The sequence below is a fragment of the Microbacterium sp. MMO-113 genome (assembly GCF_037148555.1).
Lineage (GTDB): Bacteria > Actinomycetota > Actinomycetes > Actinomycetales > Microbacteriaceae > Microbacterium.
The window spans coordinates 582,393-597,369 of sequence record NZ_JBBCTD010000003.1; the positions used below are offsets into that span (position 1 = coordinate 582,393).

Here is a 14,977-nt window from a genome sequence, read left to right on the forward strand (position 1 = left end):
CGACTGCCCCCTCAGCGCGACGTGGGGAGCCGCGCACCGTCGCGGAGCGCGACCTCGCGGTCGGCATCGGCGATCAGGGTCGCATCGTGCGTGACACAGAGGACGGCCGCCCCGCGGTCCGCCTCCTCGCGCAGCACTGTCCGGATGCGACGGACCGATGCGGCGTCCAGGCCCGTCGTCGGCTCGTCCACGAGCAGGATGCCTGCTTCCCCCGCGAGCCCTTGAGCCAGGAGCACACGCTGCTGCTGGCCGCCGGACAGCGTCGCGAACGGCAGACGCTGCAGTGACGACACGGCGGTGCGCTTCATCGCCGCCACCACCGCCGCACGCGCCCGTCGATCCCGCCGCCGGAAGGCCCCGAGCCGACGCCACGTCCCGACCGTCACGACGTCTCGCGCGGTGAGCGGAAGGCCGGCGGGCACCGCGGCGCGCTGCGGCACGAAGGCGATCGCACCGGTCACGCTCCGCCGCCCTCCGGTCGGTGAGCGCACCCCGGCGGCCACCTCCAGGAGCGTCGACTTCCCCGCGCCGTTCGGACCGGTGACGACGACGAACTCCCCCGCCTCGACCTTCAGGGTGAGGCGGCGCAGCGCCACGCGGTCGCCGAGCCGGACGGAGACGTCGTCAAGACACACGGCGCCGTCGGCAGCGCGGGAGATTCTCGTCATGTCTCCAGTTTATGAATTTGATAATCATTCTCAATTACGAATAGGCTCGCGTTTCGTGACCCTCTCGCTCGCCGCCCTGCTCACCCCGTTCACGCTGGAGTTCTTCCAGCGCGGACTCGTCGGCGGCGCTCTCGTCGCGGTCCTCTGCGGGGTCGTCGGCACCTGGGTCGTCGTTCGAGGGATGGCCTTCCTCGGCGAGGCCCTGGCCCACGGGATGCTGCCCGGCGTCGCGCTGGCCACGGTGCTCGGGGCACCCGTGCTGGTCGGCGGGGCGGTCAGCGCCGTCGCGATGAGCATCGGCATCGGCGCCCTGCAGCGACGCGCCCGACTCTCCTACGACACGAGCATCGGCCTGCTCTTCGTCGCGATGCTGGCCCTGGGGGTGATCGTCATCTCCCACTCCGGGAGCTTCGCCACGGATGCGACGGCGATCCTCTTCGGCGACATCCTCGCGATCACCCGCGCCGACCTTCTCCTGCTCGCCGCGGCCGCGGTCCTGGGAGTGACGGTCGCCACCCTCTGCCATCGGCCGTTCGTCGCGCTCGCCCTCGACGCCCGCATCGCGACGGTGCTCGGGCTGCGACCACGGTGGGCCCAGGCGGCCCTGGTCGGACTGGTGACCCTCGCGGTGGTGGCGTCGTACCAGGCGGTGGGCTCGCTGCTCGTCGTCGGTCTGCTGCTCGCGCCGGCTGTCGCCGCCGGACAGTGGACGTCCCGTCTGCCCACGCGGATGGCGCTCGCGTCGGTGTTCGGCGTGGCGGCCGTCCTCGTCGGCCTCCTCGCGTCCTGGTATGCGGCCACCGCTGCGGGAGCGTCCGTCGCCGCCGCCGCGATCAGCCTCGCCGGTCTGTCCTGGGCGGCACGGGTCGCCGTGCGAACCCGGCGACCGATCGCCCGTCCCGCCCCGGTTGCCGCCTCCTGACTCGTCCCGAAAGGCTCTTCGTGCATTCCCGCTTCCTTCCCCTCATCACCGTCGCCGTCCTGACTCTGCCCCTCGCGTCCTGCGCCGGACCCTCGACGCCGGGCCTGACCGCCCCCTCCTCCGCCGACGGACACGGCGCGATCGCCGGAGCGGAAGAGGTCGCCGAAGCGCAGCTCGGACTCACGACCATCGACGCGCAGGGTCGGGTCACCCACCTCGACCTCCTGGACGAGAGCGTCACCGACATCGGCACGGTGGCCGCCCCGGAGAGCATGACGACCGACGGCCGGTACCTTTTCGCAGACACCGGCGACGGCGTCGAGGTCGTCGACAGCGGCGTCTGGACGTGGGACCACGTCGACCACTTCCACTACTACCGCACCGCTCCCGCACTGCTCGGCGCGGTCGGGGGCGACGGGTCGGCGACGGTCGCGACGACAAACAGCTCGACCACCGGCGGCACCGGCATCTCCTTCTCCGGGTCCGGAGACGCCGTCCTCCTCGACACGGAGGCCCTGTCGAAGGGAGAGATCCGTGAGTTGTTCCGCGTCGAGCGATCCCCGCACGAGGGGCTGGTGGTGCCGGTCGGGTCGTTCGCGCTGGTGACCGAAGCCGAGGGGGACACGGGCGGAGTCGTCGTCGGCTACACGGCGGACGGCGAGCGCACCGGGCTCCGGGAGGAGTGCGCCGTAGCGACCGGCACGATCACGACCAGGGTCGGCGCGGTCATCGGCTGCGCCGACGGTGCCCTGCTCGCCCGTGTCGAGGCCGGGGCGCTGACCGTGGACCGCATCCCGTACCCGGATGGAGCGCCGGCCGGAGCCGTGTCCGCGTTCCACAACCGCGAGGGGCGCCCCACGGTCGCCGGCCTCGCCGGACCGACCGACATCCGGGTCCTCGACACCCGCGCGCAGGCCTGGACGCTGCTCACCGCCCCCACTCCCCTCGCGCAGGTCACCGCGGTCGGCGATGAGGACGACACCCTCCTCGCGCTGACGCAGGACGGACGCGTGCTCGTGCTCAGCGCGCTCGACGGGACGGTGCGGGCGGAGACCACCCCGCTCGTGGCGGCATCGCTGGCGGCGGGCGAGGCTCCGGCCCTCATCGCCGATCAGCACCGCGCCTACCTGAACGGCCCGGCGGAGCACCGGCTGTTCGAGATCGACTACGCCGACGACGCCCGCCTCGCGCGGACCTTCGATACCGCCGACGCCCCGGCGTTCGTCGCCGAGACGGGACGCTGACATGCGCCTCCTGCGCCCCCTCGCCGCGGTTCTCGCCGCGCTGACCTCCGCCGCTCTGACCGCCTGCGCCCCTCCCGCCGATACGCGGCCGGTGGTCGTCGTCACGACCAACATCCTGGGCGACGTGGTCGGCGAGCTCGTCGGCGATCAGGCGCGCGTCGTCACCCTCATGAAGCCGAACGCCGACCCGCACTCGTTCGAGATCTCAGCGCAGGAGGCCGCCACGCTGCGGGACGCCGACCTGCTCGTCTCCAACGGACTCGGGCTCGAGGAGGGCCTGCAGCAGCATCTCGACGCGGCCGTCGCGGCCGAGGTGCCGTCCTTCGTCGCAGGCGACGCGATCGACGTCCTGGACTACCGCGACGGCGACGCCGCGGGAATGCCGGACTCCCACTTCTGGACCGATCCGGCGCGGATGATCGACGTCGTCGACGCCCTGGAGCCCGCCCTGGCCGCGCTCGACGGGGTCGACGCCGACACCCTCACGGCGGACGTCGCCGACTACCGCGAGGAGCTGACGGCGCTCGACGATGAGATGACGAGCGCGTTCGCCCGGATCCCCGACGACCGTCGGGCGCTCGTGACCAACCACCACGTCTTCGGCTACCTCGCCGACCGCTTCGACTTCGAGGTCGTCGGCGCCGTCATCCCGGGCGGCACCACGCTCGCGGCCCCCTCGGCCTCCGACCTCGCCGATCTGGTGGGTGCCGTGGAGGAGACGGGTGTGCCCGCCGTCTTCGCGGAGTCCTCCTCCCCCGACCGCCTCGTCCAGGCGCTGGCCGAAGAGGCTGACGTCCACGTCGCGGTGATCGAGCTGTTCACCGAGTCGCTCACCGCGGAAGACGGCGGCGCCCCGGACTACCTGACCATGATGCGCGTCAACACCGAGCGCATCGCCTCCGGTCTCACCCGTTGAGACCACCCCTCACAAGAAAGAAGCACCGCATGAAGCCACTCCCCCCTGCGCCGGGCGCTGGTCGGGGCCGTCGCCCTCGGCGCCGCCGTGACGCTCGCCTCCTGCTCGACCACGGCCGGAGCCGGATCCGCGAGCGACGCCCCGGAACCGGACGCCGGCCCCCGCGTGGCCATCTCGTACGAGGGCGGCATCCTCGTCCTCGACGGCGAGACCCTCGACACCGTCGCCGACTTCGACTCCGAGCCGTTCACCCGCCTGAACCCGGCCGGCGACGGTCGCCATGTGATGGTGACGATGAGCGAGGGCTTCCAGGTGCTCGACACCGGGGCCGGGTCAGCCGACGAGGCGGTCCTGACTGACACGGTGTTCGCGGCCGACACCCCCGGCCACGTCGTCCGCCACGGTGGCAAGACCATCCTCTACGCCGACGGCACGAGCGACACCACCATCTTCGACACCGCCGACCTCGGCGACGGCGGCATGCCGGAGGTGGAGACCGTGGACGGCGTCGAGGCGCACCACGGCGTCTCGGTGCTGTTGGAGGACGGCACGTTCCTCACCACGGTGGGCGATGCGGACGGTCGCACCGGCATCGTGGTGCGCGATGCGGACGGTACGGAGATCGCCTCGTCCGACCAGTGCCCGGGCGTCCACGGCGAAGGCACCGCGGCCGACGAGGTGGTCGTCTTCGGGTGCGAGGACGGCGCGCTCGTCTACAAGGACGGCGAGATCACCAAGCTCGCCGCTCCCGACCAGCCGTACGGCCGCATGGGCAACGCGTACGTGAGCGAGACGAGCCCGATCATCGTCGGGGACTACAAGGACGACCCCGACGCCGAGGGCTACCTGCTCGGCGCCGTCACGCTCATCGACACCGAGGCGATGACGTCGGAGGTCGTGTCCCTGCCCGAAGGGGCGGAGTACACCTTCCGCGACGTCGTGCGCGGCCCGGACGACCGGGCCTACATCCTCGGCGCCGACGGCGCCATCCACGTGCTCGACCCGGAGACCGGCGAGATCACCGGCTCCTACCCCGTCATCGAGGCGTGGGAGGGACCCGCCGAGTGGCAAGACCCGCACCCGGCCATCGTCGTCGCGGGCGACATCGCCTACGTGACCGAGCCGGCCGCGAACAGCGTGCACGCCGTCGACCTCGCCACCGGCGAGGTGCTCGCGAGCACGGAGCTGGAGGTCACGCCGAACGAGATCGCGCCGGCCGCCGGCTGATCCTCGACACGGCGGGTCCGTCCTCTCCCGGGCGGACCCGCCGCGCGCGTGCGGAGGGGTCGGGTCAGCGCGATCCGGGATGCCAATGGCGCGTGCGCCGAAGCCGCCGCGCCGCGAGGAGCGCGGCCCCGAGGAGGACGAGCAGACCACCGGCGCCGGCCGCCGCGGCCGCGCCCGGCGCAAGACCTGTCGTCGCGAGGCCGGAGGCGGATCCGCCGGTGGCCCCGGTCCCCGGCCCTGGTCCACCGCCCGTCCCGGGATCCGGGTTCTCGGGTTCCGGCTCGGGCTCGGGGTCGGGACCGGAGCGGGGGTCGTAGACGTTCGTCACCGTGCACACGGTGTCGACCCCTGCGGTCACCTGGACGATGTCGCCCTCCAGCCCTCCCCCGGTGCACTCCCAGCCATCGCTGCGGTAGTCCGCTGTGGGCGCGCCCGCGACCGCCCGCTCCGAGAGTCGGAACGCACCGGCCCCGAGCGGAGCGAGGGTCACCGCCGTCTCGCCGGACGCTCCCTCGATGCGCGGGCGCGGGAACTCCCCGCCGCCGAGGGCGTGCAGGGTCCAGTCCGTGACGGCAGCCGGCCCGGCCGGGGCTCCGGGGGCGTTCCCGACGATGGCCTTCCGGAGCGTGAGCGTGCCGCCGACGAAGGTGTTCGTGGCGGTGCAGATCGCGTCCTCCCCGAATCCCAGCGTCGCCGTGGTCCCGTCCCAGGTCGTGCCGGTGCAGGACCACTCGCCCTCGTACCCGCTCGGGCCGTCCTCGGAGAAGATGTAGTCGCCCGGCGGGAGCGACATGTCGGTGACGAACTCCGACCCGCTGGGGCCGGAGAGTGCCGCGTTGCCCGGGCCGCGCGCCTTCAGCTCGAAGTCGGCGGGCACGGCGCGCCCGCGCTCGCCGTTCACGACCTGCTTGACGAGAGTCAGGCTCGGCGTGATCGATGCGTTGGTCAGGATGCAGACGACATCAGCCGACGGAGGCACCTGGACCACGTCGCCGGTCACCGTCCCGCCCGAGCAGTTCCAGCCGAGCGGGTCGTAGCCGGTGGGGCCGTCCTGCTCGCTGAGCGTCCACGCACCGGGGGCGACGGCGGCCTGGGTGACCGCCGGCGAGTTCGCCGGTCCTGAGACGGTGGCGGTGCCATCGGTGGCGGACAGGGTCCACGCCGAGGGCAGGGCCGGAGTCCCGAAGGCGGAGGCGACCTGCTTGCGCAGCGTCAGGGTCGACTGGGTCCAACGGTTCGTGACGGTGCAGATCACACTCTCCAGCGGCACGACCTCGACGGTGTCGCCGGTGCCGACGGGGGTGCCCTCGTCATCGACGCAGGACCAGCCCTCACTCACATAGGAGCCCGCCTCCGGAGCGGTGCTCGCCTCCGACAGGGTGAAGGTCCCTGGAGCCACCGCCGCGAAGCTCACCTTGCCCGAGCCGGAGACGCCGCTGATGACGGTGTCGGCCGATGCCGCGGTGAGCTCCCAGTCCTGCGCGGTGAGGGGACCGCCGCCGGCGTTCACGACGTTCTTCACGAGGGTGAGCTGGCCGACCTCGAGGGTGTTCGTGACCGTGCAGGTCACGTCCGCTCCGGCGCCGACGGTCACGGTGTCGGTCGCCATGGCGCCGCCCGTGCACAACCACGGCCCGGCCGCGTACCCGGCGGGTCCGTCCGCCTCGGCGAGCGTGTAGTCGCCGACCGGCACCGGGACGCGGGTGACCGCAGCGGATCCGGAGGCGCCGGTGACGGTCTCCGGGCCTGCGGCGGTCAGGGTCCAGTCGGACGGCGGCTGGTCGCTGCCCACCACGTTCTTGACGAGGGTGAGCCAGCCGCCCGCGAAGGTGTTGGTGATACGGCACGTGATGTCAGACCCTTCGCGCACGTAGAGGAGTGCCCCATCGATCCCGCCGTCGCTCGTGGCGTCGACGCAGGTCCACGCGCCGCCGCTGTATCCGGCGGGACCGCTCTCGGCGAGCGAGTAGGCGCCGGGGTCGATGGAGGCGTGATCGACGGCGTCCGACCCGGAAGGGCCGGAGATCCGCTCGGGTCCACTCGCGGTCAGGACGAAGTCCGATGGGGCGGCCAGTGGGAATCCGGTCGCCGCCGGGTCGACGACCTCCTTGACGAGCGTCAGGTGGGGCAGATCCCCGGTGTTGGTGATCTGGCAGGTCACCGCACCGCCGAGGGTCACCTCGAACTGATCACCGGCCACGGGAACGGCGGTGACCGCGCCGGTCGTCAGATCCCGCCGCTCGCAGGTCCAGGGTCCTGCCACATAGCTTCCCGGCCCGCCGGACTCGCTCAGCGTGTACGTGCCGATCCGTGCCGGCTGGTTCTGCACCGCGGCCGAGCCGCCCGCACCTTCGATGGTCGAGGGCCCCTGCGCCCGCAGGGTCCACTCCGACGGAGTCGCACCCCCGCCCTGAACGTTCTTGACGAGCGTGAGGCTGCTCCGGATCGCGTTGTTCTGCACCGTGCAGGTCATCGACTGGTTCGCGGTGATGGTGATCGTGCGCTCCGGCTGCGTCGTCACGTCGCCGTCGCAGTTCCAGGAGTAGAAGGCGTAGCCCGCCACACCGCCGGTCTCGAAGATGCGGTACGTGCCGGGCGGGATGAGACGCGACTGCATGCCGTTGAGGCCGTCGCCGGTGAAGGTCTCCCCCGTGGCCACGTTGACCGCGTGCATCGTCCACAGCGTGCGGTCGCCGAGACTGGCGCCGGTGTCGAGGTTCTCGATCGCCTTGAAGAGCGAGAGCCGGGCGGTGGGTTCGGCGGCGACGGCGGGAAGAGCACCACCGAGGCCGACCACGGCGGCCAGCAGCACGCCCAGAACTCCGAATCGGACTCTTCTCATCGACTGGCCCCCGCCCCGGGTGCGGATGCCCACCCGTCACCTCACCGTAGGGGCGGGGGCCGCGGCAGGGCAAGGGTCGGTGGAGGCGGGGACCGGTAGGCGTCGGTACAGCAGCGGAACGCACTCGCAGCGGAGCGCCCGCCGGGGGAGGGAGTTGGGTGGCAGGCGCTCCGTCGGCCGCAGCGTGACCGTCGAGGCCCCCCAAGCCGATCCCGTGCAGCACGTTCAGGATGAACCATGCGCAGGGCGCGCGCAACGGGTGTGTCCGTCAGTGTCCGTGCGCGAGCTGCTGGACGAGCACGACGATGCCGCCGAGCCCGACGAGGATTCCCAGGGCGATGAGCTGCTGCCACCCGCTCACCCCGGTCCGGCGGACGGCGACGTACCCGATGAGCCCGAGGATCGCGACGTACACGATCGACGCGATGGTCAGCGCCGTCCGCAGCTCGATCCATCCGAGCACGGCGGCGAGGAGGACGAGCAGCGGCACCGCCGCCGAGCCGAGCGCCGTGCCGGTGAGCCCCAGGACCTCACGCAGGTCCGCTCCCCGGGGGAAGCTGCCATGCGTCGCGAGGTGCGCGACCAGATCGGCGGCGAAGCCCGCGAGCGCGATCGCGACGATGCCGATCAGCAGGGTCACCGTGGCCTGCAGGGCGCTGGTGTGCGCCACGTTGGCGTTCTGCACGAGCACGATGGCGAGCCCCGTGAAGGTCGCGTACACGCGCTCCTTGATCGCGGCGCGGTCGTGCTCGGGCCGAGCGGGATCGGAGTCCGGCGTGCTCATGGGCGGGATGCTATCAAGCCAGCCCTGCCGACCGCAGCGCATCGTCGAGCACCGTCGCGGCGGGAGCGATCGCGGGCTCACCGTCCTCGATGTCCCACAGTGTGTTCTGCAGGAGCCGCGCGGTCGTCCAGCGTGCCGCGCGGGCGCGGTCGAGGTGCAGCATCTCGGTGAGGATGTCGAACCGACGCCGCACGATGCGGGCCGCATCCACGGTGCCCGGATCGCGGCTCCAGCCGCTGTCCAGCGCCGGCCACAGATCGAAGCCCGCGTCGCCGACGAGGGGCTCGGGGTCGATCGCCAGCCACGGTTCGCGCTCCGCGCCGAGGACGTTGCCGAAGTGCAGATCCCAGTGCAGGAACCGGCTGCCGGGCGTCGCGGCGACGTCCGCGACGAGGCGCCGCCACCGGTCGAACCGCCGTCGGTCCTCTCGGGTCAGCAGCGTGCCCGCCTCCGTCGCATCGTCCAGCATCTGCGACACCACCGCCTCCAGTCGCGGAAGGCCGGCCGGCGGGTCGACGCGATGCAGACGTGCGAGGAGGGATCCGACGATGCGCGTGGCCTCATCGTCATCGTCCATCGCCTCGAGGCTGCGCTCGGCATCGAGGCGCTCCAGGAGCATCGCTCCGCGATCCGGGGCGCTCGCGAGGAGGCGGACGATCCCTCGCCCGTCCCACCGCGCCAGCCCGAGTACTGCCGCATCGACCTCCGGCCCCGGCTGCTGCAGCTTCACCACGGCGGCGAGGCCGTCCGTCCGCCGGACCGGGACGACGATCCCCGCCTCGCCGGACAGGAGGGGCCCGTCCGGAGAGAGACCCCAGGCGTCCAGGATCTCGGCGGCCCGTTCAGGCAGCGGACTTTCGTGCGCCATGTCAGTCCAGGCGCGCGGAAAGCTCCACGGTGATCCGGGCGACCTGAGTCCGCGCCTCCGCCAGTCGCCCGACCTCCTCATCGAGCCCTGCCCGCATCGCGGCCGACGCCCCGTGCCTGCGAGCGAGCTGCAGATTCGCCCGGAGGTTCAGGGACGCCCCCGCCAGCCCCGCGGCGAGCGCTTCCGTCGCCACCGCGAGGTCCACCGCGACGTGCGGGTTCCCGTGGGCGGCGAGCGTGCGCGCCTCATCGACCACGGTGATGCCGAGGCGACCGAGTCGTGCGACGGATGCGGCCGCCTCGAGGGCGGCGGCTCGCACCGCCTCCTCCCGCTCGGGGTCTTCCGGCACCCGTGCGAGCGCGGCGCCGAGATCCGCCGAGACCACGCCGTCGGCTTCGACCGCCTCCAGAAGCGCCGCGCGCGTGCTGTCGAGACGGCCGGCGATCTCGGCGACGGCGTCGTCGCGGGTGTATCCGGCGACCATGCCCATCAGCCCGGTCGCCAGACCGAGCATCACCCCCGTCGCGGCTCCGCCACCCGGAGAGCCGGTGGGCTGGCTGAGCGCGTCGAGCCAGGCGTCCAACGGCCGTGACGTCGGGATGTCTGCGGAATCCGTCATGCCGGTCAGACTATCCGCGTGCAGGTGTGACTCTCCCACTGGTTCCCCTCTCTACGATGGAGTCGTGCAGCTCGTGGATACCCTCTCCGTCGTCGGTGAGGTGCTGTCCTGGATCGGCCTCGGCGTCGGAATCCCGTTCCTCATCGTGGCCCTGCTGATCCGGCTCGTCGAGGGGCAGTGGGTCCCCGTCGAGATCGCCGTGATCGATCGGGACGGCCGCCCCGCCGCTCGCTGGTTCGCGGGCGGCGACTTCCACGAGAGACCGCTGCGCCGCAGCGAGCCCACGGCCACCACCGATGGATGGCTCGACGGGTTCCACAGCTCGAACGACCCGGCTCGCATCCGGATCGGTGAGCCGCCGCATCTGCGCCGCGTGCTGCGGACTGTCGGCGTCGTCTTCGCCGCGGTCGGTGCCGTCGGCCTGATCGTGTCGTTCCTCCCGCTCGTCCTCTGACTCGGGCCGCTGGGCGTCACGCCCTCGACGGGCGCTCCGAGGGACCTCGACCGAACGACTCCAGCGCCACGCGGTACGCGGCGGAATCGCTCCGCACCTCATCGGTGACCAGAAGGGCGTGCGGTCCGATCTGCCGGACGTACGTCCCCTGGGACGGCAGCGTCACCACCCTTCCGAGGCCGCGCCGCCAGGCGTCGGCCAGGGTGGCGACGTCGCGGTGTTCGGGGCTGTCCGTGAGGGCCGTGAGGTGCGACGCGAGATGCGCCTCGGAACCGCGCCGCTCCCATTCGCGGTACGCCGCATCATCGAACACCTCCACCCCGAACGCGTCCCGCGCTGTGGGCCCGACGATCCGCCCGAGCAGCGTCTCCCGCTCGTCAGGACTCAGCGTCATGGCGACGGCGCGGTCGAGCAGCGCCTGGTCGGGCTCGGTCGCGGCGTGCGCGAGAGCATCGCCCCAGATCCGTGGCCACACCTCCGCCCAACGGGCACGGGTCTCCTCGTCCACGCGCCGCGCGGCCGCCGCCGGTCGGTCGACCAGCGGCGGTGGGAGGGCGTCATCGGCGGGATCCAGCCCGTGCGCCTCGCGGATCCAGAGGAGTTCCAGCAGCGTGTGCGGACGATCCTCGACGGTGATGGTCATGTCGTGCGGCCACGGGTTCCCGGGCATCGGTCGCGTCGAACGCATGTGTCCTCCTCTCCCGCCGTGAGCCGACCACCGCCGGCTGACAGTTTTATATACCGCCGTATACAAGATCGCGGGGAGGAAGGAACGACCATGACCGTCACATCCATCGACATCGACCCCGACGAGTTGAAGCAGGCCAAGAGGCTCGCCGGCACGACCTCCAACCGCGAGACCGTGGATCTCGCCCTACGCACCCTCATCGCGGTACGTCGCCAGCCCGCCGCGGTCGAGCGCATCATCGGCCGCCGTTTCGAGGCCGAACAGATCGACGCACCGACGGTGGTTCCCGAGCCGATGCCGGAGCGGCGCGAGGGCGCTGGACGGAGCGCGAGCACTCCCCGGTGACCATCTACCTCGTCGACAACAGCATCTGGCAGAAGGCAGGGAGAAGCGCCGCGATCGCCGACCGCCTCCGCTCCCTCTCGCCGAACCACCTCCTCATCACCTGCCCGCCGCAGGTGCTCGAGTACTGCCGCTCGGCCCGTGACGCGGCGGAGTACGCCGCTCTGCGGGAAGACATGGAGGAGCTGCTCCCCGCCTGGGAGCATCCCGACGAGCGGATAGCCCTGGACATCCAGCAGGCGCTCTGGACCAACGGATTCCTGCGAGCCGCGGCTGCCTTCGACTGCCTGATCGCGGCGTACGCCGTCGCCAACGACGCCGTGATCCTCAACTCCGACCACGACTTCGGATACATCGAGCTGGCGACGGCGGGCCGAGTCCGCCAGGAGTACGTCGCCGCCTGAGCGCACGCTCAGGCGATCGCGTCGTCGTCCCGCGGGCGCGGCACCGTCGCGCCATGCGCGGGGATGAGCCCGAAGTCCGTCAGCAGCTCTCCCATCTGCGTGTTGTCGAGCTTGTCGAGGAGGCGGCCCTGGAGGAAGTTCGGGCCGGGGATGTGGACGGCCTCGCCGTCGCGCAGCCGCGCGGTCGCCTTGAGGAGGTAGCGGATGTCGTAGGTCGAGTTGAAGACCTCCGGCACGCCGCGTTCCACGTCGAGCAGCTGATACGTGGCCTCCATCGCCGTGCGCACGGAGTACTCGGTGGTGAAGATCGTGTCGCGCGTCGTCTCGGCGAACTGTCCGAGGAAGGCGAAGTTGACGCTTCCCTCCGGGACCACCTGCGGACGGTCGCCGGCCCGGCGCGGCATGAAGAAGGAGGTCACGTACGGCATCATCACCGGGACCGTCTTGGCCGCCGACGCGGCGAGCTCGGCGATGTCCTCCACCGGCACACCGAGGTGGTAGAGCCACTCCTGCGCGATCTCCTCGCCCGTGCAGTCCTGCATCGGCTTCTTGACGTAGTCGCCGGGCGTCTCGACAAAGAGTCCGTACACCCAGACCACGATCTCGTTCGGCTTCTGCGCCTTGAAGTGCGGTTGCCGGTTCACCGTCCAGCTCATCAGCCAGGCCGAGTCCTTGGCGGTGACGATCCCGCCGGTGACGACCTTGCCGCTGAACGGGTCGCGCTTGCAGATCTTCTCGATGTACTTCGGGATGCGCTCGTCGACGGTGGTGACCGTGGCGGACTCCCACTTCGTCTTGTCGATGTCGCTGCAGAACACCTCCGGTCGCCCGAACGCCGGCGACTTCGCGGCGATCCGCTTCCAGAGGTCCCAGGCCGGGGCCGGGCCGGTCTTCAGCTCCGGAGCGGTGTGCTGGTCGCCGTTGCCGGAGTTCTCCGTCAGCGACCCGATCGTCGCCAGACACAGGTCGTCAGGGCCCAGGTCGACGCCGCCGGGCTCGCCGTCGGCGATCCAGTCGATGCGCGTCGACTGGATGCGACCGTCCTCGATGTCGAACTGGATGTCCGTCACTGTGTGATGGAACCGGAACTGCACGCCGTGGTCGTCGAGGAACTTCCGCATCGGCAGCACGAGCGACTCGTACTGGTTGTACTTCGTGAACTTCAACGCGGAGAGGTCGGGCAGCCCGCCGATGTGGTGCATGAAGCGGTGCAGATACAGCTTCATCTCCAGGGCCGAGTGCCACTCCTCGAACGCGAACATGGTCCGCCAGTACAACCAGAAGTTGCTGCCGAGGAAGTCGTCGCCGAACACCTCGTCGATGCGCTTGCCCTCCATCTCCTCACGGGTGGCGAGGATGACGGCGACGATCTCCTTCTGCGCCTTCTCCGAGAGCGTGAAGAGCTTGTCCGTATGCGCATCCTGCCCCTGCTTCTCGGTCACCCGGCACAGGGACACGTTGGGGTCGTCCTTGTTGAGCCAGTAGAACTCGTCGAGCACGCTGGCACCCTCGATCTCCAACGACGGGATGGAGCGGAACATGTCCCACAGGCATTCCATGTGGTCTTCCAGCTCGCGGCCGCCGCGGATGACGAACCCTTTCTCGGGGTACTTGATCCCATCGAGCGCGCCGCCGGGCAGCCCCAGCTCCTCGAGGATCGTGATCCGCTCCCCCGCGACCTGCCCGTCGCGGATCATGAAGATCGCGGCCGCCATCGCGGCGAGACCGCCGCCGACCAGCCAGACCGTCTTGTCGTCGGCCCCCTCCGGCTTCCGAGGTCGTGCGAATGCTTCGTAGTTTCCATTGCTGCGGTACATCTGTCCCACCCTCCGATTGGTTCGACACCGATGCGCACAGTCCAGCCGAAACCGATGCGGAAGGGAAGGGCTTCCTCTGCGACCGGCCGAACTACGGATGGCTGGTGTTCCTCACGCCGTCGTGTTCCAGTTGGGCGGATGATCCACCACGAGCACGCGCGCGAGCGCGGGCCGGTAGAGTACGGGGAACAGGGGGGCACATCTTGTCTGACGAGTCCACGGCGCAACGGCGCGACTACAACCCCGGACCGCGAGTGGGGATCACCTTCTCCACGTTCGACCTGCTGCACGCGGGGCACATCATGATGCTCGCCGAGGCGAAGCGGCAGTGCGACTACCTCATCGTCGGTCTGCAGATGGATCCGACCCTGGACCGTCCGGAGAAGAACGCGCCGACACAGACGGTCGTGGAGCGCTACATCCAGCTTCGCGGCTGTCAGCACGTGGATGAAATCGTGCCCTACTCCACGGAGCAGGACCTCGAGGACATCCTTCGGTCCTTCAAGCTCGATGTGCGCATCGTCGGCGATGAGTACCGCGATCGGGATTTCACGGGCCGCGCGTACTGCGAGGAGAGCGGCATCGAGCTCTACTTCAACAGTCGAGACCATCGCTTCTCCAGCTCGGGCCTCCGGAGGATCGTCGCGGAGAAGGAAGCGGAGCGCGCCGCGAGTCACTGACCCGCGTTCTGCCTGTGGCGACCCCCGGTCATCGAACTCCGCAAAGAACAGGTGACTGATGCGCACATCGACAGCGTGGAGCTTGATCGCAGCGATGACCGCGCTCTCACTCGTCGCCCTGGGTGTCGTCATGACCTACCGCTTCGCGACTCCGCTCGTCGATCCTGCCCCGCCGACACCGGACTACGGGGTCCAGACGCTCGTCGCCGGCGTGACGATGGCAGCAGCGGTGGCGGGTGGCCTCGGCGCGGGCGTGTACGCGACGAAACGCGAGGCCGCCCGAGGTCGCATCGTCGGCTGGACGGCCGCCGCAATGCTCACGGGCACCGCCCTGGGAGCGGTTCTGGCCTTCGTCCTGAGCACACGCTGAGGTTTCCGCCGCGTCGAGGAACTGACGAAGAGTGAGGTCCCGAACCAGCGCCGGTCTCAAAGTTGTGTCAACTTCACCGTGGTGGGGGGGGCCACCGGGGTGGGGCCCCCCACCGGGGCCGCCGGACCAGAC

The 14,977-nt window shown here is 70.9% G+C and carries 16 protein-coding genes; 9 read left to right on the top strand and 7 right to left on the bottom strand.

The annotated features are described in order from the left end of the window. Positions 1 to 11: 11 nt before the first annotated feature. Entirely contained in the window at positions 12 to 668 is a 657-nt protein-coding gene (locus WFJ36_RS13610) for a metal ABC transporter ATP-binding protein (RefSeq protein WP_292785854.1), read from the bottom strand. 55 nt (positions 669 to 723) lie between these two features. On the opposite strand from WFJ36_RS13610, the gene aztB reads away from it, so the two are divergent. The 4 genes from aztB (at position 724) to aztD (ending at position 4,977) form a co-directional block, all read left to right on the top strand. After that, positions 724 to 1,590, top strand: a complete 867-nt coding sequence (gene aztB / locus WFJ36_RS13615) for a zinc ABC transporter permease AztB (RefSeq protein ID WP_292785852.1) — start codon at positions 724 to 726, stop codon at positions 1,588 to 1,590. A 20-nt stretch (positions 1,591 to 1,610) separates the two neighbouring features. Next, positions 1,611 to 2,834, top strand: coding sequence for an ABC transporter (locus WFJ36_RS13620; RefSeq protein ID WP_292785850.1), 1,224 nt, complete (start codon positions 1,611 to 1,613; stop codon positions 2,832 to 2,834). A gap of 1 nt (position 2,835) precedes the next feature. Continuing rightward, complete coding sequence (gene aztC / locus WFJ36_RS13625; protein WP_336643474.1) at positions 2,836 to 3,750, top strand: zinc ABC transporter substrate-binding protein AztC; 915 nt, start codon at positions 2,836 to 2,838, stop codon at positions 3,748 to 3,750. An 87-nt stretch (positions 3,751 to 3,837) separates the two neighbouring features. Then, positions 3,838 to 4,977 (top strand): zinc metallochaperone AztD, encoded by a 1,140-nt coding sequence (gene aztD, locus WFJ36_RS13630; RefSeq protein WP_336643475.1) that lies wholly within the window; start codon positions 3,838 to 3,840, stop codon positions 4,975 to 4,977. 64 nt (positions 4,978 to 5,041) lie between these two features. Here aztD and WFJ36_RS13635 read toward each other — a convergent pair whose 3' ends face one another. From WFJ36_RS13635 to WFJ36_RS13650, 4 genes are all read right to left on the bottom strand, one after another. Beyond that, positions 5,042 to 7,819, bottom strand: a complete 2,778-nt coding sequence (locus WFJ36_RS13635; RefSeq protein ID WP_336643476.1) for a hypothetical protein — start codon at positions 7,817 to 7,819, stop codon at positions 5,042 to 5,044. A 268-nt stretch (positions 7,820 to 8,087) separates the two neighbouring features. After that, positions 8,088 to 8,603, bottom strand: coding sequence for a hypothetical protein (locus WFJ36_RS13640; RefSeq protein WP_292785842.1), 516 nt, complete (start codon positions 8,601 to 8,603; stop codon positions 8,088 to 8,090). A gap of 13 nt (positions 8,604 to 8,616) precedes the next feature. After that, positions 8,617 to 9,552 carry an aminoglycoside phosphotransferase family protein gene (locus WFJ36_RS13645; RefSeq protein ID WP_442927865.1) on the bottom strand — a complete coding sequence of 312 codons (936 nt, stop codon included), beginning with the start codon at positions 9,550 to 9,552 and terminating at the stop codon, positions 8,617 to 8,619. Continuing rightward, complete coding sequence (locus tag WFJ36_RS13650; RefSeq protein WP_336643478.1) at positions 9,473 to 10,090, bottom strand: cyclodeaminase/cyclohydrolase family protein; 618 nt, start codon at positions 10,088 to 10,090, stop codon at positions 9,473 to 9,475. Before WFJ36_RS13650 ends, WFJ36_RS13645 begins: the two co-directional genes overlap by 80 nt. A 64-nt stretch (positions 10,091 to 10,154) precedes the next feature. Between WFJ36_RS13650 and WFJ36_RS13655 the strand changes: the two genes are divergently transcribed. Then, on the top strand, positions 10,155 to 10,544 hold the full coding sequence (locus WFJ36_RS13655) for a hypothetical protein (RefSeq protein ID WP_336643479.1): 390 nt from the start codon (positions 10,155 to 10,157) through the stop codon (positions 10,542 to 10,544). A gap of 16 nt (positions 10,545 to 10,560) precedes the next feature. Here the strand turns inward: WFJ36_RS13655 and WFJ36_RS13660 are convergent, their stop codons facing one another. Further along, positions 10,561 to 11,232 carry a hypothetical protein gene (locus WFJ36_RS13660; RefSeq protein WP_336643480.1) on the bottom strand — a complete coding sequence of 224 codons (672 nt, stop codon included), beginning with the start codon at positions 11,230 to 11,232 and terminating at the stop codon, positions 10,561 to 10,563. A 90-nt stretch (positions 11,233 to 11,322) separates the two neighbouring features. Here WFJ36_RS13660 and WFJ36_RS13665 point away from each other — a divergent pair, with 90 nt between their 5' ends. Both WFJ36_RS13665 and WFJ36_RS13670 read left to right on the top strand, forming a co-directional pair. After that, complete coding sequence (locus WFJ36_RS13665) at positions 11,323 to 11,577, top strand: type II toxin-antitoxin system VapB family antitoxin (RefSeq protein WP_071329087.1); 255 nt, start codon at positions 11,323 to 11,325, stop codon at positions 11,575 to 11,577. Continuing rightward, positions 11,574 to 11,978 carry a PIN domain-containing protein gene (locus tag WFJ36_RS13670; RefSeq protein ID WP_336643481.1) on the top strand — a complete coding sequence of 135 codons (405 nt, stop codon included), beginning with the start codon at positions 11,574 to 11,576 and terminating at the stop codon, positions 11,976 to 11,978. Before WFJ36_RS13665 ends, WFJ36_RS13670 begins: the two co-directional genes overlap by 4 nt. A gap of 8 nt (positions 11,979 to 11,986) precedes the next feature. Here the strand turns inward: WFJ36_RS13670 and WFJ36_RS13675 are convergent, their stop codons facing one another. Beyond that, positions 11,987 to 13,795, bottom strand: a complete 1,809-nt coding sequence (locus WFJ36_RS13675) for an oleate hydratase (RefSeq protein ID WP_336643482.1) — start codon at positions 13,793 to 13,795, stop codon at positions 11,987 to 11,989. A gap of 203 nt (positions 13,796 to 13,998) precedes the next feature. On the opposite strand from WFJ36_RS13675, the gene WFJ36_RS13680 reads away from it, so the two are divergent. Together WFJ36_RS13680 and WFJ36_RS13685 are read left to right on the top strand one after the other, a co-directional pair. Then, the gene (locus tag WFJ36_RS13680; RefSeq protein ID WP_292785827.1) at positions 13,999 to 14,475 is read left to right on the top strand and encodes an adenylyltransferase/cytidyltransferase family protein; all 477 of its coding nucleotides are present in this window, start codon (positions 13,999 to 14,001) and stop codon (positions 14,473 to 14,475) included. A 94-nt stretch (positions 14,476 to 14,569) separates the two neighbouring features. Then, the gene (locus WFJ36_RS13685; RefSeq protein ID WP_336643483.1) at positions 14,570 to 14,845 is read left to right on the top strand and encodes a hypothetical protein; all 276 of its coding nucleotides are present in this window, start codon (positions 14,570 to 14,572) and stop codon (positions 14,843 to 14,845) included. Positions 14,846 to 14,977: the final 132 nt, after the last annotated feature.